The following is a 20,295-nucleotide window of genomic DNA, read 5'->3' on the forward strand; positions in this document are numbered from 1 at the left end:
ACGCCTGTCTTGCGGGCATGGGTAACAGGTATCTTCAAACGTTCGGCGATGCGCACAAGGTCTGCAAAGGAGCCTGCCTTCATCTTCTGCATCACATTTCGCCGGTGGATCTGCAGGGTCACCTCGCTGATGCCCAGTTCTGCCGCCGCCTGCTTGTTGAGCAGCCCGCTTATGACCAGCGGCAGCACCTCCCGTTCGCGCGGTGTCAGGTCAAGGTAGCGCCGCCTCAGCTTTCCGAACTCTGCGCGCTCGGCCCGTCTTTTCTCGTCCTCGGCAATGGCCGCATGAATGGCGGCCATCAAATCCGCGTCGGTAAACGGTTTGGTCAGGAAATCGACCGCGCCATCCTTTATGGCCCGCACCGACGAACGGATGTCTCCGTGACCGGTTATGAATACGATCGGCGGATGCTCCCCTTTGGCTATTTCGCTTTGAAGATCCAGCCCGTTGATGTCCGGCAATTCGATATCCAGAAGCAGGCAGGCGGGCGCGTCCGGTTTTTGAGAATTGACATAGTCTCCGGCCGAACCGAAGGCGATCGCCTGGATGCCGTGTGAGGCCAAGAGCTCGCATAGGGCCTCGCGGATCCGATTGTCGTCATCGACGATGAAAACTGTGTATTCTTCGTTCGTCATGCCGCTGCTTCCACTTCGATCGGCAAGGTAAACGTGAAGGTTGCGCCATTTGTTTCATTGTTTTGCGCCCACAGCCGCCCCCCGTGCGACTCGATGATCGAACGACAAATTGCCAGACCCATCCCCATTCCGTTCACTTTCGTCGTAAAGAAGGATTCGAATATTCGTTCCGGAAACTCGACCCCCGTACCAATGTCGCTGACCTCCGTCGCGACGAAATCCCCCACGCGACGGACCTGGACACGAACGACGCGGTCGCGGGCCACAGCGTCCATCGCATCCATGCCGTTGCGAATGAGGTTCACCAGAACCTGTTGAATATGCACCTGATCCACCGCAACATAGGGAAGGGTTTTCTCGATATCGACGTCGACCCGAACGCGACGGCGCATGGCCTCCTCCGCGATGAGATGAACGGCTTCGGCGATTGCGCTCACGAGATCGCTATCGCTCTGAGGCTCGACACGCTGCTTGAACAGGGCGCGGATGCGGCTGACGACTTCCGCGGCGGAGTTGGCATCACGGATAATGCGTTCGGCAGTTATCTTTGCCCGCTCGAGATTGGGTGGTTCAGCCAGCAACCAACGGTGACAGGCATTGGAATTGGCCACGATCGCTGCCAATGGTTGGTTCACCTCGTGGGCGATTGACGCCGAAAGCTCGGCCAGGCTCGCCGATTGACTGGCTCTGGAAAGTCTCTCTTGCGCAAGTCGCAATTCGTCCTCAGCCTGAACCTCGCCATCAATATCAAGGCAAATTACGTTCCATTGGACGATCGCACCCTCCAGATTGCGCATGGCAGCCGCTCTGGTCTCGACCCACCGATAAACGCCGTCAAACCTCCGTAGGCGATGCTTGCGCGCATATGGTTCGCCCGTGGCCAAGGAATGCGCATACCTCTCCTTGACGCCTGCGACATCGTCGGGATGCACCCCGGCATCTAGCGTTGCGTCCAGCCGGGACTTCGCCGTTCCGTCCAGGTCCTCAAGATTATACCCGAGAAACTCCCGCAACTGTTGGCTGCGATAGACCGGCTCGCCGTTTGGTGCGGCGCAGTCGATCATCGCCGGCAACGTCTCAACCAGTTGCCACAGTGACCGCTCCCGTTCACGCAGCGCATCTTCGACGCGCAATTGGTCGTCGATATCATGTGACAGCCCGTACCATTGCACGATCTGCCCGCTATCGTCGCGCAAGGGTTCTGCATTGCTTTCAACCCAGCGATAGACGCCATCCGACCGGCGCAGGCGAAACCGTTTTGAGAAGTTCTCGCCGGTCGCGACAGACCGGCCCAGTGCCTCCTCGAGGCCTGAAGCATCGTCCGGGTGCACGGACGCTCTGAAGGCGGACGCCAGACGGCCCGGGTCTGGCTGTTCGGAATTGGCAGCGTCGAGACCGAGAAAGCACATCAGCCGCTTGTTGAAAAACGTTGGCTCGCCCTGACGGTTCAGGCGCCAAAGCAGGCTGGGAACGATGTCGACGAGCTGTAAGAGTTCCCTTTCTCGGTCGCGCAACGCGTTCTGCGCACGCATCTCGTCATCGATGTCGATCGAGATCGCATACCAGTTTACGATCGCCCCTTCCTGGTTGATCAGCGGCACCGCGCGTCCTTCGACCCAACGATAGACGCCGTCCGAGCGGCGCAAACGATACTTCATTCCGTAGGATTCGCCTGTCGCCACGGAATGGCGGACCGCTTCCAGGAGACGCGCGGAGTCGTCCGGATGCACGAGCATTTCCATCGCCGTCGCCAGCCGGCTGCCAGCCGCTGTTTCCAACTGTGCAAGATCTTTCCACCCATAAAAATCAAGCAGGCGCTTGTTGAAAAAGGTCGGTTCGCCGTTGGGCCCCAGTCGGCGGATGTGAACCGGGACCATGTCAACAAGTTGCGAGAGTTCAAGCTCTCGGCCACGCAAAGCTTCAACGGTCTTCTTGTAAACATCGATGTCGAGCGCGATGCCGAACCAACCCAGGATGCGGCCTCGGGCGTCGCGGGCGGCCCGGGCGGCGGTTCTGGCCCAGACATAGCTTCCCGATACGCGGCGGAAGCGAAACTCGACGTTGAAGTCATCCCCCGTTTCGAGGCAACGATTCCATACCGATGCGGTCCGCTCATAGTCGTCCGGATGCAGCAATTGCTTCCAGGCCGTGTGACCTTCGTCAACGGAAATGTTCAGTTGCTCCGGCGTGACGCCGAGCGAGTTCTGCGCAAATGGATGCAGGTAAATCCATCGTCCGCGCGCATCGAAGGCCCAGCCGTTGCCGAATATGCTCTCGACAGCTCTCGCAGACCGCAGTGGTTCTGGTTCGCCAGCGCTATCGGATGCCGCAACCATGCGAGGCTCGCGATCCGTCACCAACTCATCGATATCGACGCTGACGCTGTATCCGGGCTCGGCGCGTGTTTCCGTCCACCGATACTTGCCGTCGGGCTGGCGCTTCCTGTGCCTCGTTACCTGCGGAACGCCCGTCCAGAATGCACGCGCGGCTGCATGCGCCGCTGCGGTTCGGTCGTCGGGGTGAATTGCGCTCAATGAGCTTGGCAATTCCTGTACGGCCGCCTCCGCGGTATCGACAAAACGAGCGGCGGCGGCAGACGTTTCGATGTCGATGATCGCGCCGTACCAGCCAAGGATATCATCCTCACCATCACGCAAGGGCTGAGCAGACGTTCGACTCCAACCGTAAGCGCCGCTTGCGCGCAGAGTTCGGTGTTCGATGTTGAAGTGCTGGCCAGTTTCAAGGCACCAGCGCCAGAGCGCCATAGACCGCTCGTAATCATCCGGATGGATCATTCGCCTCCAGCCCAGCGGACCACCATCCGACTGGTAGCCGAACTCCTCAAGCGTCAAGGCCAGCCGCGACAGTACCGCAGGGCTGACGCAAACGATCTCGCCGGCCGAATTCGCCGCCCAGGCGTTGCCGACCACGCTTTCGATGATCCGCACCGCCTGCATTGCTTTCAGCCCGATTTCGTCAGGTGAATCGAACGCCTTCGTCATTGCCTTCTCCTGCAGGACGAGGAAAGCCACTATCAGCGCTCTGCATAGCAGTTGTTCTCGAGAGTCGGACTGCGCAAACTATCCGCCATCCTATTCTCGCCGCGTCTCGCCTGCATCCTATGGAAATCTATGACAACTGAGCGGTCTATTCTAAGCTGTACTTGAGCATAGGCGAAGAGTAGCATCCGGACTCGCTTGGCAGCACGCCTTCTCATAGACTTCCATAGGCTGCAGGACGGCCGTGATTGCGATAGGGTTAGAGGAATGGTTGGTTCGCCCCGCCAGACTTCGTTTACAGCGCCTTGGTAGGGCCCCCACGGTGCCCAGGCTTTCTCTGTCCGATCGGAGCAGCCGATGGAATCAGCTTCTAGAGCAATTAGCGACAGCCATTCAGAAACAGTCGATCATCCGGTGCAAGGGCTCGAGCGAACGTCGCCAGGGCCGGCGGGGAGTGCGTTGCCGTGGGCGCCGACCGAACGACTGCCGGTCGGACCGGTTTCACAATGGCGGCGGGTTCGATCAAGCCGCCCGCAGCTGTTGCATCTCGTTGCGTTCTTCGCCGCCTACGTGCTGGGCTGCGGATTTGCGAATGTCCTTGCTATCGTCCCGGGCATCACCGTCTCGATCTGGCCTCCCGGCGGCGTGTTCATGGCGACACTCATCCTCACGTCTGCCTACAGCTGGCCCTGGTGGATCATCGCCGGCTGCTTTGCCGAGATGTTTGCCCAGCTCGTGTGGTTTCACAGCCCGCTTCCTGCAGGTTTCTTGATCTTCGTCGGCAACGCGCTCTGTGCCTCCGCCGGAGCGATGCTGCTCAGCAGCGCCATTGGCCGTCCCGTCCGGCTGGAAACCCTTCAACAGGTCCTCGCTTTCGTCGTTTTGGGTGCGGGAGTAGCGCCCCTCGCAAGCGCGACCGTCGGGAGTGCAACCCTTGCCTGGTTCGGCGTGAAGTCCCAGACATTCGCATCGGTGTGGCCACTATTCTGGATCGGAGATGCAACGGGCATCCTGCTGGTTGCGCCACTGGTGCTGGTCCTCGTCCGCTCCTGGCGCGGTGAAACCGGCCTGTCCGTGGCACACTGGACGGAGGCCGCCGTTCTCTGTTTCATCTTCCTCGGCGTTGCTGTGCTTTCCTTGAGCGCTCACTTCTTCCCCTCGCCCTATATCATTTTGCCGCTTCTGCTTTGGGCCGCCGCACGTTTCGAATTTCGAGGCGCTGCTGTCGCCTTGACGCTCCTGACACTGATTACGATGGCGCTCACGATATCCGGAGACAGCCAGTTTATCGGTGACGCCGCATCGCAAAGGCAGCAGCAGGTCATGCTGCAGCTCTTCCTCGTGATTTCCGCATTCTCGGCGCTTGTCGTCGCAGCCATTTCCAGGCAACACCAGCTGGCGCTGCTCACCGCCCGGCAAAGTGAACTGCGGCTGCAACGCTTGGCCGACGCCGTTCCGGCTCTCATCTGGAGCGCCACGCCTGACGGAACGCCGAGCTACCTCAACAAGTGGGCCACCGACACGACCGGGTTGGCGTTGACGGATCTGATTGCGGCCAATGGCAAGCGATCCCTGACGGACATTCACCCGGATGACCGCATTGCCACCGACGAAGCGCTGAAACGCGCGTTCGAAGCGGGTACGACCTTTGCAGGAAGGTACCGTCAGCGGCGGGCAAACGGTCCCCATCGATGGGTCGAGAGCCGGGCAACCCCTTTACGTGACGAAGCCGGAACGATTCTGCAGTGGTACGGCGTTTCCGTCGACATCGAAGACGCAGTGAGCGCTCAGGCTGCACTGCGCGAACGGGAGCAGGAGCTGCTGCAGCTTGTCAACATGGTGCCAAGCCACGTCTGGCGCTTGACGCCGGATGGCGAGCCCACCTTCTTCAACAAGCGCATGGTCGACTTTCTCGGCCTGGACATCTGTGACACGGACAAGCCGGGAAAAACCCGGCTGGCAGCCATGGTCGAAGCCTCCGTGCATCCCGCCGAGGCAGGCGCGTTCGTCGATCTGCTTCGCAATTGCCTCGAAACCGGTGAGGCCTTTGCCATGCGATATCGCCTGCGCCGGGCCGACGGCGTCTTTCGCTGGATGTCGAGCCGGGCAGAGCCAATGCGGGATCACTCCGGGAAAATCGTCCAATGGTACGGCATGTGCCATGACATCGATGATCTGACGCACGCCGAGGACGCATTGCGCCGCAGTCAGAGGCAGCTACAACGGATGATCGACGCAGTGCCGGTCCGCATTTGGAGCGCGACGCCATCGACCGGCTCGGTATACTTCAACAAACAGTTCAGGGACCGCTTCCGCTCGGTTGTCGCAAGCTTCGAAGCGCACGGAGAGCAGAGTATCGAAACTCTGCTTCAGAAGCTGATCCATCCCGACGACGCCGCAGCCGTCGGAGACACACTGCAAAGATGTTTCAAGACCGGTAGCAGCGCAACGTTGCGCTTTCGTTGGCTTGAAATTGAAAGCGGATATCGCTGGGTGGAATGCCGGGTCGAACCTCGCCTCAATCAGGAAGGAGAGATCGAGGAGTGGTATGGCGTTTCGCTCGATATCGACGATCAGATGCGCGCTCAAAACGCATTGCACGATCGCGAGCGCGAGTTGTCCCTGCTCGTCGATATGGTACCGGCCTTCATAGCCCGGCAGACCTCCGGCGGTGAACTCAGCTTTATGAACAAACGGTTGATAGACTTCCTCGGATTCGATGCCATCGACGTGGACAAGCCGGGCATGACCCGCGCGGGCGCGATGATGCGTTCTGTCGTCCATCCGGACGATATCGCATCCGTACGGGAGAACGCCACGCACGGCTTCGCCGCCGGTGAACCCTTCTCCAACAGATATCGCATGCTGCGCGCTGATGGGGCGTACCGCTGGGTCGACGGGCGCTGCGAGCCATTGCGCGATCAAAACGGGACGATCGTGCAGTGGTATGCCGTTGCCATTGATGTCGACGATGAAGTGCGTGTCCAACAACAGCTCTTCGATCGGGAGCGCGAACTCTCGCAACTGGTCGACATGGTACCCAGCCCACTCTGGCGCTTAAACACGGACGGGGAACCGGTCTTCTTCAGCAAGAGCCTGATCGAGTTCCTCGGACATGACGTGAAGGACTATCAGGAATCGGTCAGCGTTCGCGCCGCTGCAATTACAGCCGCGCTTCACCCGGACGACGCAGCGAAGATGGATGCCACGCTGAGAGAGGCCTTCGCCACCGGCGAAAACTTCTCCTTGACCTACCGGCTGCGCCGTTCCGACGGCGTCTATCGCTGGATGTCGGGCCGCGGCGCTCCCTTGCGGGACGCCAACGGTCAGATCCTGCAATGGTTCGGCATTTGTCACGACATCGACGATCAGCTCCGCGTCGAACAGGTCTTGCGCGAGCGTGAGCGTTCGCTTCAACAACTCATTGAAACCTTGCCTGCGATGGTCGAATGCACCGACCCGAACGGCGATCCTGTCTACCGCAGCGAACAGCTTCGCGAGTATCTGGGATACAAGTTGGAAGCGCCCGATGGGTGGGGAGAAGCACGACCGTCGGGCGCGCTTGGTGCTGCCGTCCATCCCGACGATATGCCTCAGGTCCATGAAAACTGCGCCCATGCCCTGGCCACCGGTACGCCCTATGCGCAGAAGCATCGGCTTCGCCGGTCGGACGGAGAGTATCGCTGGGTGGAGACCCGGGCAGCGCCCATGAGGGACGCCGATGGGCTGATCGTCCAGTGGAACGTCATTTGCATCGACATCGACAGCGAAGTTCGAGCCCAGGAGGATTTGCGGGCCGCGCGCGATGGTCTTGCGCGTGCGTCTCAGGCCGCCAGCCTCGCCGAGCTTTCCGCCTCGATCGCCCATGAGGTGAACCAGCCGTTGGCAGCGATCGTGACAAATTCGCATGCGTGTCAACGTTGGCTTTCTGTTGAGCCACCAAACCTTGCGCGAGCGCAAAGGACCGTGGAACGCATTACGCGCGATGCAAACGCCGCCGCAGACGTCGTGAGCCGCATCCGTGCGTTGTTCACGAGGTCGGTAGAACCTGGGATGAGCACAACGGTGGACAGCGTCGTTGCCGAAGTGCGCAGCCTTATGGCCGAGGAGGCTATGCGGCGCCGCGTTCGCATCCAGCTTGACCTCGAAAGCGACCTTCCTCCGGTCGCTATGGATCGCGTGCAACTTCAGCAGATTCTGGTCAACCTGATCCGAAACGGCATAGAAGCGATGACATCCACGGCAGATCGGCGCATCGTCAGCCTGCATGCGACGCGTATCGAAGACGCAATCCGCATCGCCGTGAGCGATTGCGGCACGGGGGTCAAAAACCCCGACAGGATATTCGAACCTTTCTTCACTACGAAAAACGACGGCATGGGCATGGGATTGGCGATCTGCCGTTCGATCGTCGAGTCCCACGGCGGACGCCTGTGGGCACAAATGAACGAGCTCCAAGGATCGACGTTTGTTTTTACACTGCCGATTGAAGCCAATCTAACGGCGTGAGGATTGCCGCATAGGACCACCTGCAAAACGATCTCGGTCGCGTATGGCGCTATGGTTCTTCACCACCGCCAGCCGATAGCGTTCGCATGCAACTCCTGTAGCGGTAAGGAGTCCGCTGTCCGCGCAAGGCCAATAGCTGCCAAGGCGACCGTCGTGTCCTGATTGGATACGCCGCCGTGCGCGATAGGCATCGATAACGTCGCTAGTCAAAACGATGAGGCTGCCCGCAGGCCGATTGCCCTTACTCCCCGCTGTCACATCTCCGGCAGGCCAGCCTTTCGGAAGCCGTCTGCAAAGTGGTCCCGTACAGATGCATCGCGCAGCGGCTGGGAGTTGAGCCAATGGCCGATCGTAAAATGAGGGTGGGCGATCAGGAACAATTCTGCTTCTCGCCGCGCCTCCTCAAGGTGGCCCAATTGCGCAAGCGTAGCAGCCAGGAATTTGCGTGAGTTGGTACGATACGTGTCTTTCCTGCGCAGTGTAGCCGTTGCCGCCTCATAGTCACGCGCGGCATATTGCGCCTGCCCAAGATGACAAAGATACCAGCAGGCTGGATAGGGATTGAGCCGCAGAGCTTTTTCAATCTGTGCCAGTCCGTCGGCAACCCTGCCGTCCAGCACGGACATGTCCGACATGGCGGCCCAGGTGTCGGCGTGGTTGGGGTCTAGCTCCAGGGCCTTGGCGAAGGCGGCTTCTGATTCCTCCCATCGCCGCTCATAAGCCAAAATAGTTCCCAGAACGTAACGGCAGCCGGCATCGTTGGGGTCCAGGTCGACGGCCTTCTGCGCGAACGTCACCGCCATCTGACGGTTAGGATCTTCGGGCTCGCCGAAGTGAGTCCAGGCCAGCCAACGATTATAGGCGAGCAGACCGAGCGCTTCGGCATATGATGGCTCAAGCTCAACCGCGCGCTGAAGCAACACATAAGCCTCACGCGCAGTTTGCGGCGACTCTTCCGTCAGCAGGCGGGCGCGCACACACAGATCGTACGCCTCAAAATTCTTCGGCCGATTGCGCTGCGTCGGGATGGTCAGTCGGCCGATGAGGGCTTCAACAATCTTGGCGTTAACTTCATCCTGTAATTCGAAAACGTCTTCCACCGTCCTGTCAAACCGGTCGGCCCACAAGTGCTGGCCGCCAAGCGCGTCGATCAATTGTGCATTGATGCGGACACGACCCATTGCGCGTCTGGCGCTCCCCTCGAGGACGTAGCGCACGCCGAGATCCTGGGCGACAAGCCGTACGTCAACCGGCTTGCCCTTGTAGCCGTACACGGAATTGCGCGCGATGACGAACAGGCCAGCTGTTCGGGAAAGGTCGGTGATCAGGTCTTCGGTCAAGCCGTCGACGAAAGGCGCGTCCGCTTCATCCCCACTCGTATTTGTGAACGGCAATACAGCGATCGAGGGACATTCGGGCAGCGGCAATATGCTCTGCAGCGCATCCGGCCAATGCCACACGTGGACCGGGCGAGCCAGGTTCTTTAGGTAGCGTTCGCCTGCATCAAAGAAACGGTCGCCGATCTTGCCGACGATCTCGCCGTGAACTTTGGCTGAAATGCAGATACCTCCCGGTGCGGCCAGCGTCTCTAGGCGCGCCGCGACATTGACACCGTCGCCGAGAACGTCTGAACCGTCGTCAATGACATCTCCCAGATTGACCCCTACACGCAAAAGCAGGCGCCGGTCTGCGGCAGCTTCGACAGCAGTGGTGGCCCGTTGCATTTCCAACGCTGCTGCGACCGCGTCCACCGCGCTACCGAATTCGATTAAAAATCCGTCGCCCATGACCTTGAAGATGCGACCCGTGTAACGCATCACAGCCGGCTCGATAACGCCAGAACGGAGTTTCCTGAGGTCCGCCAGCGTTGCGACTTCATCAGCCTCCATCAGGCGCGAATATCCCACCACATCGGCAACGACGATGGCGGCAAGGCGACGCTGAAGAGATTGATCCGTCATGTTGAGGACAAGCCTAGCGACCGAGCTCGCAAGGTATTGTTCAACCGCGAGTGAGTCAACAAGTCGCAAGAGGTAATGCCAGGCGACCTCCGCCTCCATCGAGGATTGAGCGACTTTATCGGCGCCCTTTGTCTTCGGATGGGAGACCTACATCCAGTCGAGCCGCAGGCGCACGTGTGCGATATCGGCCACGACCGAGACTGCGAGTGAACGTGCATCCCTCGCCTTGTCGAACAGGCCGATCGGCGCCTTGATGCGAGAAAGCAGACGCTCATCTCCCCCGCAATCACGCAGGAGCTGGCAGCGTTTCGCATGGGTCCGGCGGCTGCCAAGGGCGCCGATGTAGAACGCATTCGACGTCAGCGCCACATCGAGCAGCGGCAACTCGCGAGCAACATCGTGGAAGAGGAGCGCGACGGCGGTGTCGCCGTCTAGTTCGTCAGGCGAAGGCACTTGCCCACGCTCGAGCACGACTGTCTCGTAGCCGGCCGCAACAGCAACGCGGGCAACCGCATCGATCTCGAGCGGAGTGCCGGCGAGGATGACGCGCGGCCTCGGCCGGTATGCGCGCACAAAACTCTCGCCGTACCAGCCGCTTGCCTCGCTGCCGTGCTGCAGCGAAAGGGCGCGCTTGCCAGGATGATAGCGTAGACCCACCGGCGAGCGACGTTGGAGGGTGGAAAGCGCCTGGCGCAAGACTGCCGCGTCCGCCAATACATGGATCGCAAGGGTAATGCCGCCGCCACAGGGCAGGACAATATCAAAGAACGGGGACCCTTCGCCAAGTCGAAGCGTGCGATCAAGGCCCTTTCCAAGAGCGGTGATGGTTTCGGTAGCCACGGCCGCTTCGGTGCAACCACCGGAGACGAAACCGCAATAGAGACCGTCACTGCGCACGACCATTTGCGCGCCGAGGGCGCGCGCAGCGCCGCCACGAATTTCGACGAGCGTGATGAGGGCCGTTGACTGCCCCTCTTCGAGCGATCGAGCGGCGAAAGACAGTATTTCGATTGCATCGTCCGACAGGAAGGCAGCGCGCGGTTCTGGCGCGTTCGTTTCCGGATCGGCGGCGATGCGGATCGTCATCTCACTCCACTCCCTGCGTTCCCCGCCAGCGGCGCACGATACCCGGATCGAGATCAAAGAGATCGAGCACGCGGCCGACGGTGTGGTCGACCATGTCTTCGATGCTCTGAGGTTTCGCGTAAAAGGCTGGGACAGGCGGATAGATGATGCCGCCCATCTCGGTCACATGCGCCATGTTACGGATATGGCCGAGATGAAGCGGCGTTTCTCTGAGCATCAGGACGAGGCGACGACGTTCTTTCAGCACCACGTCGGCCGCACGGGAAATGAGGTTGTCCGTCGTGCCCGTGGCGATCTCGGCCAGCGTCTTGACCGAACAGGGGGCGACGATCATGCCGAGCGTCTTGTAGGAGCCAGAGGAACAGACGGCGCCGATATCCTTGTTGGAATGGGTGGTCGTCGCCAACGCTTCGAGGTCCTGTCTGGAAAACGTCGCCTCGGCGGCAAGGGTGATGCAGGCCGCACGCGACATGATCAGATGTGTCTCGATCTCGAGGTCACGCAGCAGTTCGAGGATGCGCTTGCCGTAGACCACGCCCGACGCGCCCGAAATGCCAACGATCATGCGTCTTGGATGCGTCATCGCCCTATCCCGCGCTTTTCAGGAGTGCTGCGGCGCGCGCGCAGGCCTCGTCGCTGATGCGGGCGCGCACGCCATGGAAATTCGGGCCGCGCGTCGCATCGAGCCCCATCCGCGAGGTCGTGCCGATGCCGCTGGCGGAGGGGTCGAGCGCATTGCCTGGCAGGCCTTCGATGATGACGACGTCCTTGTGCGGCTGGAAATGAGTTGCAAGCGCCCAGAGCACCTCACTGTCGCGGGTAATATCGACATCCGCGTCCACCACGACCACGGTTTTCAGGTACTGGTCCCAGCCGAGAAGTCCGAGCATGACCTGCCGCGCCTCCCCCTCACGCGTCTGGTTCATGGCGATGTAGGCGTGAAAATGCGTGCCCGACGAGGGGTAGTGTACCGCGGTGATCGAGGGAAAGCGCGCCTTCAGCTTCTCCACCACCTCGGCCTCGCGCGGCACGCGGCCGAGATTGAGGTGTTCGGCCGAATTGCCGCCGGCGACGCTGACGAGGATGGCATTGCGCCGGCGCATGACGGTTTCGACGGTGAAAAGGTTGTTGGTCGAGCGGTCGGAGGAATAGCCTGTGAACTCGCCGAACGGCCCCTCCTCCACATGCGCCTCGGGATCCAGCACGCCTTCGAGCACGATCTCGGCATGGGCGGGAACACGAATGCCGTACTTTGGCGTCCGCACCACCTGAAGCGGCTCGCCCATCAGGCCGCCGGCGACATCGCGTTCGTCTTCACCGAAGGCAAGTCGGGCAGAGGCTGCGATCATGAAGAGCGGATGGCCGCCGATGACCATCGCGACCGGCATCGGCCTGCCCTTCTCCTTGGCCATGTTCATCAGCCGCCAGAGATGGCCACGCGAATGCAGCGAGGTGGCGAGCGAATTGTTCGAATGGATCATCGCGCGGTGGTAGCTGAGATTGCCGACGCCGGTTTCGGGATGCTCGCCGATGATGATGCCGCTGGTGATGTATTTCGCCCGGTCCGTGTCGAAGTGCTTGAGCATCGGCAACGCGTTGAGATCGACGGCATCACCCGAGACGATCTCCTCGGTGATCGGACCTTCCTTCAGGACTTCCGGCGTGAACGGCCGGTTGGCGCGCGCCTGATAGGCCTCGTGCAACCTGTCGGCGGTCGAACCGAGCAGACGGGCGATACGATCGCGTGAGGCAAAGATGTTGCAGAGGACCTCGCTGCCGACGCCGCTGACATCCTTCAGGTGCAGCATGGGATGTCGCCCCCGCTCAGCCAGGTTCCAGATCAGCGCTGTCGCATCCTGATCGTCTAAGACCGGCTGGTCGATGGTGATGACATCTTCGGGGTGCTCCGCCCTGTAGTCGGCGAGGAAGCTGCGGACATCTTGCTTGTGGTACTGGGTCATATCTTAGCCTCGACGCGACTGGGGGGTGACGGCGCCCGGAATGGGCGCCGTCGTCTTTACTCAGGCAAATTCCTTGTGCTTGCCCGTGGCCCGGTCGACACCGGCATAGCTATCCTTCAGACGCGCCTGAGAGTCCCTAAGGTCGCGCGGCGGCGGCGACGGATCGATGCCGACGAGCTTGGCGATGTTGTTGCCGAGATAGCCTTCGAGATCGTCCTCGGAGAGGTTGATGCCGTGCGGCGGATCCTTGCAGAGCACTTCCAGTTCGCGCAGCCACATGCCCGGATCGTTCGGCGGGCTGTCCGTGCCGAAGACGATCTTGTTCTTCGGCAACTGCTGGGCGAACTCCACGATGCGCGACTGGAAGCACCAGCCGGACTCGCAATAGACGTTCGGGGTATCCATCGCCATCCAGAAGGACTCGAACGAATAGTTGCCGCCGGTCTGGATGCCGAAGTGACCGATGATGAAGTTCACCATCGGGAACTCGCGAATGATCGGATAAAACATCGTCGGGATGGTGTACGGGCCGTCACCCGTGTGGATGAGCACGACGACGCCGAGTTCGGCACACTTCTTCATCGCCGGACGCAGCCAATCAAGCGCGCGGTCGGGGCGATAACCGTGCATGTTGGCGTGCAGCTTCAACATCTTGAAACCGTATTCCTTGACGTGGAATTCCAGCTCCGCAGCGCCGTTTTCAGGTCCCCAGCGCGGGTTGTAGTTGAAGTTGCCGATAAAGCGGTCCGGGTACTTCTGGCAAAGCTCGGCGCAATAGGCCATGTAGTCGCGAATGCCGTCGCGACCCTTGCGGTTGCCGTCGCGGTAGCCGGTGTTGCCCGGCGGCGGCTGGATGAAGCCCATGTCGATCCGGCGCGGCTTGCCGTTGATCATGTAGGGACCGTCCATCAGCTTGAGCATGCGCTCGCCGGTGAAGGGCTCGCCCGTGTGACGCCACGCCTCGTCGACGAGGTTGGTCGGGTGAAGATGGGTATCAATGATCATTGTTCACTCCGTTCAAATTTACGCGGCAAGGGCGACGCCGTGCTGGCGCAGATACGCCTCGGCTTCCTCGACGGTGGCCGGTGGCTTCGTCGCTTCCAGCCCGATCATCCGGGCGACGTTGTTGCCGAGGTAATCTTCGAGCGTATCCTCATCGAGGTTCAGGCCCTGCGGCGGCTCGTGGCAGAGAACCTCCAGGAGGTTGATCCACATGCCCGGTTCGTTCGGCGGCGTATCCGAGCCGAAGAGGATCTTGTGCTTGGGCAGAACCTTGGCGAATTCGACGATGCGCGACTGCAGGCACCAGCCGGATTCCACGTAGACACTCGGTGTGTCGAGTGCCATCTGCATCGGCTCAAACACGTAGACGCCGCCGGTCTGAACGCCGAAATGCGCCAGGATGAAGTTGACCTCCGGAAACTCGCGGATGATCGGATAGAACTCCGTCGGGATCGAGTACGGTCCGTCACCGGTATGCACCTTCACCATCAGGCCGAGATCCGCGCACTTCTTCAGTGCCGGTCGCAGCCAGTCGAGCGCGCGGTCCGGGCGGTAGGCGTGCATGTTCGCCTGCAGCTGCACCATCTTGAAATCGAACTCCTTGGCGTAGCGTTCGATCTCTTCGGCGCCGTTCTGGGTGCCGTAGCGCGGGTTGTAGACGAAGCAGCCGAGGAAGCGGTCGGGGTGCTCGGTCACCATCTTTTCCGTGTAGGCCATGTACTGGCGGATGGCGGCCTTGCCCTCGAGATCCATCACCTCGTGGGTGTAGATGGTGTTGCCTTGCGGCGGCTGAATGAAGGCCTTGTCGATCCGGCGCGGCTTGCCGTTCACATAGTAGGGGCCATCCATCATCTTCAGCAGCTTGTCGCCGGTGAACGGCGGTCCGTCGTGTCGCCAAGCCAGGTCCACCAGATCGGTGGGATAGCAGCTCAGGTCAATAATCATAGGTTTCTCCTGTCCTAGAGGGTCCGGTCGATGCGGGGCCGCGCGATGAACGCCATGCCGGCCAAAGCCAGGCCTGGATCCGCGATCTCAGGAAATGCCGAAGAGGGAGGGAACAGGCCGGCGCATAAGCTCCCAGGGCGGGGCAACCGGGTGTTCCTTTGGTGATCAGCATCGACATCGCAGCCTCATCTTCCAACAGACGGTGAGCAATTGTCGGTGCTTCTACTCGCCTTCAAAGGAACCACTTCGCGCGATTATTGTCAACTCAAAAAATGAGCTAAACAATTGTTTTTAAAACGATTTTTGTCATTGAAAGCAGCAGCAACCGCCCGCGCTGGAGGGGCGCGGGCGGCTCAGACAGAAAGGCTTACGCAAGCGCCGTCCGGCGTGGAGATTCGCTGCTAAGGCACCAGGCATGCACGCAAGTTTCTGTCGATACTTTCGCGGTCGAGATTGCGGCCGATGAACACGAACTTCGACTTGCGTTTGTCTTCGCCCCAGGCGTGGTCCGGGCGGAAATCGACGAGCTTGTGCACGGCCTGGAGCACGAAGAAGCGGTCGTCTCCGGCAACGGAAACGATGCCCTTTGTGCGGAAAATGTCGTCGCCGTGCTCGCCGAGGTAGCCCTTGAGGAAACCTGCAAGCTTCTCGCCGTCGAAGGCTTCGGGATAGACGAAGGAGTGGGATTTCACCGTCGCGTCATGCTGGTGCGGCCGAAGGGGGGTCGCGTGCGCGCGTCCATGGTCATGATGATGGTGGTGCCCATGGTCGTGATGCGCATGGTCGCAACACCGCTCCTTGCAATCATGGTGATGATGGTGCTCGGCATCGCGATCGTCATCCATGTCGATGTCGAGAATTTCCGCCCGCTCTCGCACATAGGACGGCCGGAAACCCTTGACACCGATAATGTTGGAGAGATCCACCTTGCCGTAGCTGGACCTGAGGATGGGTGCTGTCTGGTTCAGCCTGCGCAGAGATGTTTCCAGCGAACCAAGGGCATCCTCCCCGGCAAGGTCTATCTTGTTGACGAGGATGCGGTCGGCCGCGACGATCTGGTTGACCGCCTGGTTGTCGCTGCCGTCGAGCACCGGATCGTAGAGATGCTGGTCGATGTGCATTGCGTCCACCAGCGTGACGACGGCGTCGAGCTCCACCTCGTCGGCCACGCTACGGTCGACGAAGAAGGCGGTGGCGACCGGCGTCGGGTCGGCAAGACCCGAGGTCTCGACGATGATGTGATCGAACTTGTCCTTGTGGCTCAGGAGCTTCTTCATCACGTCGATCAGGTCGTTGCGCACGTCAACGAAGCAGCAGATGCAGCCGTTCTGCATCTGAAAGATTTCCTCGTCCGAGGCGAGCACCAGGTCGCTGTCGACGTCCACTTCGCCGTATTCGTTCTCGATCACCGCGATACGGTGACCGTGACGCTCGGTGAGAATGTAGTTGAGCAGTGTCGTCTTTCCTGATCCGAGGAAACCGGTGAGGATCGTGATCGGGAGTTTCTGCTGGCTCGCTGGTTCGATATGCATGTTCATGCGCCCTTCTCCCTCAAGGCTTTCAGGATGTCTTCCGGTGTGATCGGATAGTGGTGGAAGCGAACGCCGATGGCGTCGTGGATGGCATTGGCGATGGAAGGACCGATGGCGATGATCGGATCTTCGCCCACACCCTTGGCGCCCCAGGGACCACCCGGGTCGGGCGCTGCCTCGAGGATGATCGTCTCGATGTCGGGCATGTCCATCGACAGCGGCATCTTGTAGTCGACCAGGCCCGCATTGAGTGAGCGCCCGGTCTTCTTGTCGATGACGTAGTCCTCGGTCAGCGTGTGGCCGATGCCCTGCTGGATGCCACCCTCGATCTGGCCTTGCGCCGCGATCGGGTGAATGACGCGTCCAACGTCGTGCACAGGCACGACGCGCTTGACCTCGACGATGCCCGTTTCCGTGTCGACGTCCACCTCGGTGAAATGTGCGGCGAAGGAGTAGGATTTCGTCGGCTCGTAAGTGCCGTTGGCAACGATATTGGCGGCAGGAATGCCACGTGAGGGCCCCATGGCCTCCGACACCGTCATAGAGCGATCTGGCTCGGCAATGAGGAAGACCTTGCCTTCGGAAAGGTCGATCTCGTCGGGCGAGACCTGCAGTTTCATCGCTGCCCTGGCGAGCACGGCGGCGCGGACCTTGCCGGCCGCCATCTTGGCGGCCGTGCCGACCAGGTAGGTCGTGTGGCTGGCAAAGGCCCCAATGTCCCATGGAACCACGTCCGTGTCGCCATGGATGACGCCGACGTCCTCGAAGCGGACCCCGAGCTCTTCGGCAACGATCTGCGCCAGCGCCGTATGGGCTCCGGTGCCAAGTCCGGCAGCGCCAGTCAGCAGCGTCACCGTGCCGTCCTCGTTGACCTTCACCGTGGCGTTGCCCTGTTCCTTGATGCCGGGATAGGCAGACGAGCCGTGCATCTCGCAGCCGATGCCCCACCCTTTGCGGATGTGCGGGCGCTTCGGATCTGGAGCCCGGTCGCGGTTCCAAAGCGCCTTCCAGTCGAGCACGTCGATGCCGTGCTTGAGGCAGATTTCAAGCCCGTGACCGAGGATCGGATGGCCTGATGGCGCGATGTCGCCGGCGCGCACCACGTTCTTCAGCTTCAGTTCGGCCGGATCCATGCCGAGCCGTTCGGCCGCTTCGTCCATCTGGATGTCGAGCGCATAGTAGCTCTGCACCACGCCGTAGCCGCGGAAGGCGCCGTTGATCGGGGTGTTGGTGTAGACGCACCGCCCCTCCAGCCGCACGTTCTCGCAGCGATAGAGCGAGGTAGCGGCGGTGGTTCCAACGATGGTCACGCCCGGGCCATGGGACCCGTAGGCGCCGGAATCGTAGACCAGCTTCATGTCGCGGGCGACGAGCGTGCCGTCGTTTTTGAAGCCCTGCTTCAGCCAGATCCGGCAAGGGTGACGGGAACGACCGGCCACGAATGTCTCATGGCGGGTGAACTCCATCTTCACCGGCCGGCGGGTTTCCTTCGCCAAAAGCGCACAGAGAAACTCGTGCTGGAACAGGTCCTGCTTGGCCCCAAAGCCGCCGCCCATATGGTCGACGAGCACGCGCACCTTGGTGAGCGGCAGGCCGAGCACTTCTGCAAGGATGCCGCGCACCATGAAAGAGGTCTGGGTCGAGGTCCAGAAGGTCAGCTTGTTGGAACCGTCCCAGTCGGCGATGCAGACGTTCGGCTCCATGTAGGCCGGGTGTGGCCGCCCGCCGGCAAATGTGCCCTCGAGAACGAAGTCCGCCTCGGCAAAACCCTTATCGATGTCACCGCGGTTGACGCGCACCGGGTCGAGCACAAGATTGCCGCCCGGCCCAACGTCGTGGATCAGTGGTGCGCCTGGCTGCGCGGCGTCCTCCGGCTCGAAGACGGCCGGCAAAGGTTCGTATTCCACCTCGATCAGGTCGAGCGCCTCGTCGGCGATCTCTTCGCTGATGGCGGCGACGGCGGCGACGCCCTCGCCCCAGAAACGCACCTTGTCGTCGAGAATGTACTGGTCCTTGGTGCAGGAGGCCGAGCGTGGATGCGGCGACCCATAGTGCAGCACGCGTGGCACGGTCTCGTGGGTCAGCACAGCCTTGACGCCCGGATAGGCGAGCGCCTTGCTGACGTCGATCGACTTGATGCGCGCATGGGCGATCGCCGCGCGCTTGATCTTGCCGTGCAGCATTCCGGGCAGCTTGATATCGCCGGTATACTGCGCCTCGCCCGTGACCTTTTCGAGCACGTCGTCGCGCTTGACGCTCTTGCCGACGATCTTGAACTCGCGCTGTTCAATGGGGGTGGTCATGTTCATGGTCTTGCAGCCTCCATCTCGCGCGCGGCCGATTTGATCGCGTCGAATATCTTGGTGTATCCCGTGCAGCGGCAGATGTTGCCGGAGAGCCCGAAGCGGATGTCTTCGTCAGTCGGGTGCGGATTGTCGTCGATGAGCTTCTTCGCCATCATCAGGATGCCGGGCGTGCAGAAGCCGCATTGCGAGGCGCCGTGCCGCATGAAGGCATCCTGCAGCGGATGCAGTCGATCGACACCCGGCTGGAGCCCTTCGACCGTCTCGACCGCACGGCATTCGGCTTCCACGGCAAGCATCAGGCAGGCGTTGACCGGCTCGCCATCGACGAGCACGGTGCAGGCGCCGCAGTCGCCGACATCGCAGCCCTTCTTGGTGCCGGTGAGGCCGACCTCGTCGCGCAGCGCATCGAGCAGGGAGCAGCAGCCATCGACGGCCATCTCGCGCGCCTCGCCATTCACGGTGAATTCGACCATCCGTTTCATGCGAAAGTCTCCAATGCCTGTTTGATGGCGCGACCGGTCAGGACGCCGACCATGTCGCGGCGGTAGTCTGCGCTGGCGCGCACGTTGCTGATCGGCGTGCATTCCTCCATCGCCCTGTCGGCAGCACTCCTGACCGTCTCAGCATCGAGCCTCGTGCCACGCAGCATGGCTTCGGCTTGCGGCGCGCGCAGAACGGTGGCGCCGACCGCACCGAGCGCGATGCGGATGTCGCTGCAGACGCCATCGTCCATCGCCAGGCTGACGGCGACGCCGACGGTGGACAGCTCCATCGCCTTTCGACGGCCGTGCTTGAGATAGGCCTTGCCGGTATTGTCACCCGCCGGCGGCACGGTGATGCCGGTAACGATTTCGCCCTTGGCGAGAACGGTCCTGCCGGGGCCGGTGAAGAACTCGCAGATCGGCACCACACGCATGTTGGTGCGGCTGTAGATGTGCACGAAGGCGCCGTCCGCCACCAAGGGCGGAATGGTATCGGCCGACGGCGAGGCGCGACAGATATTGCCAACGACGGTCGCGCGGTTGCGCACCTGGATGGAGCCGAGCGAGGCGAGTGCTGAACGCAGGTTCGGATATCGCTGGCGCACCAGCGACAGGTTCTCCAGCCGTCCGACGGTCACCAGCGCACCGAAGGTCAGTCCGCGCGTCTCGTCATAGGTGATGTCGGACAAACCAGGGATCTGCTTGATGTCGACGACGTTGCGCACGCGGCGCAGCCGTTCGCGGATCTCGACCAAAAGGTCCGTGCCTCCGTTGAACAGGAATGTGTCGTCGCCGAGCTCGGTGAGAAGACGGGAGGCATGCTCCAGCGTTTCCGCCCGATGATAGTCGAAGCGTCTCATGGAATCCTCTTGGGGTT

General features: G+C 61.3%; 12 protein-coding genes and 1 pseudogene. 1 reads left to right on the top strand and 12 read right to left on the bottom strand.

The annotated features are described in order from the left end of the window. Positions 1-2 precede the first annotated feature (2 nt). Positions 3-635: pseudogene (locus tag BLU15_RS40115) on the bottom strand (response regulator transcription factor); the annotation flags it as partial. Then, positions 632-3,637: a PAS domain-containing protein gene (locus BLU15_RS25875; RefSeq protein WP_090299468.1), complete on the bottom strand. Its 3,006-nt coding sequence runs from the start codon at positions 3,635-3,637 to the stop codon at positions 632-634. The gene BLU15_RS25875 and the pseudogene BLU15_RS40115, both read right to left, overlap by 4 nt. A gap of 354 nt (positions 3,638-3,991) precedes the next feature. Between BLU15_RS25875 and BLU15_RS25880 the strand changes: the two genes are divergently transcribed. Beyond that, on the top strand, positions 3,992-8,143 hold the full coding sequence (locus BLU15_RS25880; protein WP_090299331.1) for a PAS domain-containing protein: 4,152 nt from the start codon (positions 3,992-3,994) through the stop codon (positions 8,141-8,143). A 254-nt stretch (positions 8,144-8,397) separates the two neighbouring features. Here the strand turns inward: BLU15_RS25880 and BLU15_RS25885 are convergent, their stop codons facing one another. The 10 genes from BLU15_RS25885 to BLU15_RS25930 all read right to left on the bottom strand — a co-directional run bounded on the left by BLU15_RS25885 (position 8,398) and on the right by BLU15_RS25930 (position 20,278). Beyond that, positions 8,398-10,104, bottom strand: a complete 1,707-nt coding sequence (locus tag BLU15_RS25885; RefSeq protein ID WP_090299471.1) for an adenylate/guanylate cyclase domain-containing protein — start codon at positions 10,102-10,104, stop codon at positions 8,398-8,400. Positions 10,105-10,251: 147 nt separating this feature from the next. Further along, the gene (locus tag BLU15_RS25890) at positions 10,252-11,190 is read right to left on the bottom strand and encodes an XdhC family protein (RefSeq protein ID WP_090299334.1); all 939 of its coding nucleotides are present in this window, start codon (positions 11,188-11,190) and stop codon (positions 10,252-10,254) included. 1 nt (position 11,191) lies between these two features. Further along, positions 11,192-11,773: a UbiX family flavin prenyltransferase gene (locus tag BLU15_RS25895; protein WP_034791753.1), complete on the bottom strand. Its 582-nt coding sequence runs from the start codon at positions 11,771-11,773 to the stop codon at positions 11,192-11,194. A gap of 4 nt (positions 11,774-11,777) precedes the next feature. Then, complete coding sequence (locus BLU15_RS25900; protein ID WP_060644062.1) at positions 11,778-13,151, bottom strand: UbiD family decarboxylase; 1,374 nt, start codon at positions 13,149-13,151, stop codon at positions 11,778-11,780. A 60-nt stretch (positions 13,152-13,211) separates the two neighbouring features. Beyond that, a complete protein-coding gene (locus BLU15_RS25905; protein WP_090299337.1) occupies positions 13,212-14,156 on the bottom strand; it encodes an amidohydrolase family protein in 945 nt (314 codons plus the stop codon). A gap of 18 nt (positions 14,157-14,174) precedes the next feature. After that, positions 14,175-15,098: an amidohydrolase family protein gene (locus BLU15_RS25910; protein WP_034791747.1), complete on the bottom strand. Its 924-nt coding sequence runs from the start codon at positions 15,096-15,098 to the stop codon at positions 14,175-14,177. 401 nt (positions 15,099-15,499) lie between these two features. Further along, positions 15,500-16,630, bottom strand: a complete 1,131-nt coding sequence (locus BLU15_RS25915) for a CobW family GTP-binding protein (protein ID WP_371590072.1) — start codon at positions 16,628-16,630, stop codon at positions 15,500-15,502. A 2-nt stretch (positions 16,631-16,632) separates the two neighbouring features. Beyond that, complete coding sequence (locus BLU15_RS25920; protein WP_060529470.1) at positions 16,633-18,939, bottom strand: xanthine dehydrogenase family protein molybdopterin-binding subunit; 2,307 nt, start codon at positions 18,937-18,939, stop codon at positions 16,633-16,635. After that, positions 18,936-19,418 (bottom strand): (2Fe-2S)-binding protein, encoded by a 483-nt coding sequence (locus BLU15_RS25925; RefSeq protein ID WP_089045346.1) that lies wholly within the window; start codon positions 19,416-19,418, stop codon positions 18,936-18,938. The genes BLU15_RS25920 and BLU15_RS25925 overlap by 4 nt, the downstream gene beginning before the upstream one ends. Further along, positions 19,415-20,278 carry an FAD binding domain-containing protein gene (locus tag BLU15_RS25930; protein ID WP_034791741.1) on the bottom strand — a complete coding sequence of 288 codons (864 nt, stop codon included), beginning with the start codon at positions 20,276-20,278 and terminating at the stop codon, positions 19,415-19,417. Before BLU15_RS25930 ends, BLU15_RS25925 begins: the two co-directional genes overlap by 4 nt. Positions 20,279-20,295: the final 17 nt, after the last annotated feature.

The organism is Ensifer sp. YR511, from assembly GCF_900103045.1.
In the GTDB taxonomy this organism is placed as follows: domain Bacteria; phylum Pseudomonadota; class Alphaproteobacteria; order Rhizobiales; family Rhizobiaceae; genus Ensifer; species Ensifer adhaerens.

What these genes read in the sequence shown, in the direction of transcription:
- BLU15_RS25900 (WP_060644062.1), bottom strand. Translation starts at nt 13,151, where the DNA reads ATGACCCAGTACCACAAGCAAGATGTCCGCAGCTTCCTCGCCGACTAC.
- BLU15_RS25905 (WP_090299337.1), bottom strand. Translation starts at nt 14,156, where the DNA reads ATGATCATTGATACCCATCTTCACCCGACCAACCTCGTCGACGAGGCG.
- BLU15_RS25885 (WP_090299471.1), bottom strand. Translation starts at nt 10,104, where the DNA reads ATGACGGATCAATCTCTTCAGCGTCGCCTTGCCGCCATCGTCGTTGCC.
- BLU15_RS25920 (WP_060529470.1), bottom strand. Translation starts at nt 18,939, where the DNA reads ATGAACATGACCACCCCCATTGAACAGCGCGAGTTCAAGATCGTCGGC.
- BLU15_RS25910 (WP_034791747.1), bottom strand. Translation starts at nt 15,098, where the DNA reads ATGATTATTGACCTGAGCTGCTATCCCACCGATCTGGTGGACCTGGCT.
- BLU15_RS25930 (WP_034791741.1), bottom strand. Translation starts at nt 20,278, where the DNA reads ATGAGACGCTTCGACTATCATCGGGCGGAAACGCTGGAGCATGCCTCC.
- BLU15_RS25875 (WP_090299468.1), bottom strand. Translation starts at nt 3,637, where the DNA reads ATGACGAAGGCGTTCGATTCACCTGACGAAATCGGGCTGAAAGCAATG.
- BLU15_RS25915 (WP_371590072.1), bottom strand. Translation starts at nt 16,630, where the DNA reads ATGCATATCGAACCAGCGAGCCAGCAGAAACTCCCGATCACGATCCTC.
- BLU15_RS25895 (WP_034791753.1), bottom strand. Translation starts at nt 11,773, where the DNA reads ATGACGCATCCAAGACGCATGATCGTTGGCATTTCGGGCGCGTCGGGC.
- BLU15_RS25880 (WP_090299331.1), top strand. Translation starts at nt 3,992, where the DNA reads ATGGAATCAGCTTCTAGAGCAATTAGCGACAGCCATTCAGAAACAGTC.
- BLU15_RS25925 (WP_089045346.1), bottom strand. Translation starts at nt 19,418, where the DNA reads ATGAAACGGATGGTCGAATTCACCGTGAATGGCGAGGCGCGCGAGATG.
- BLU15_RS25890 (WP_090299334.1), bottom strand. Translation starts at nt 11,190, where the DNA reads ATGACGATCCGCATCGCCGCCGATCCGGAAACGAACGCGCCAGAACCG.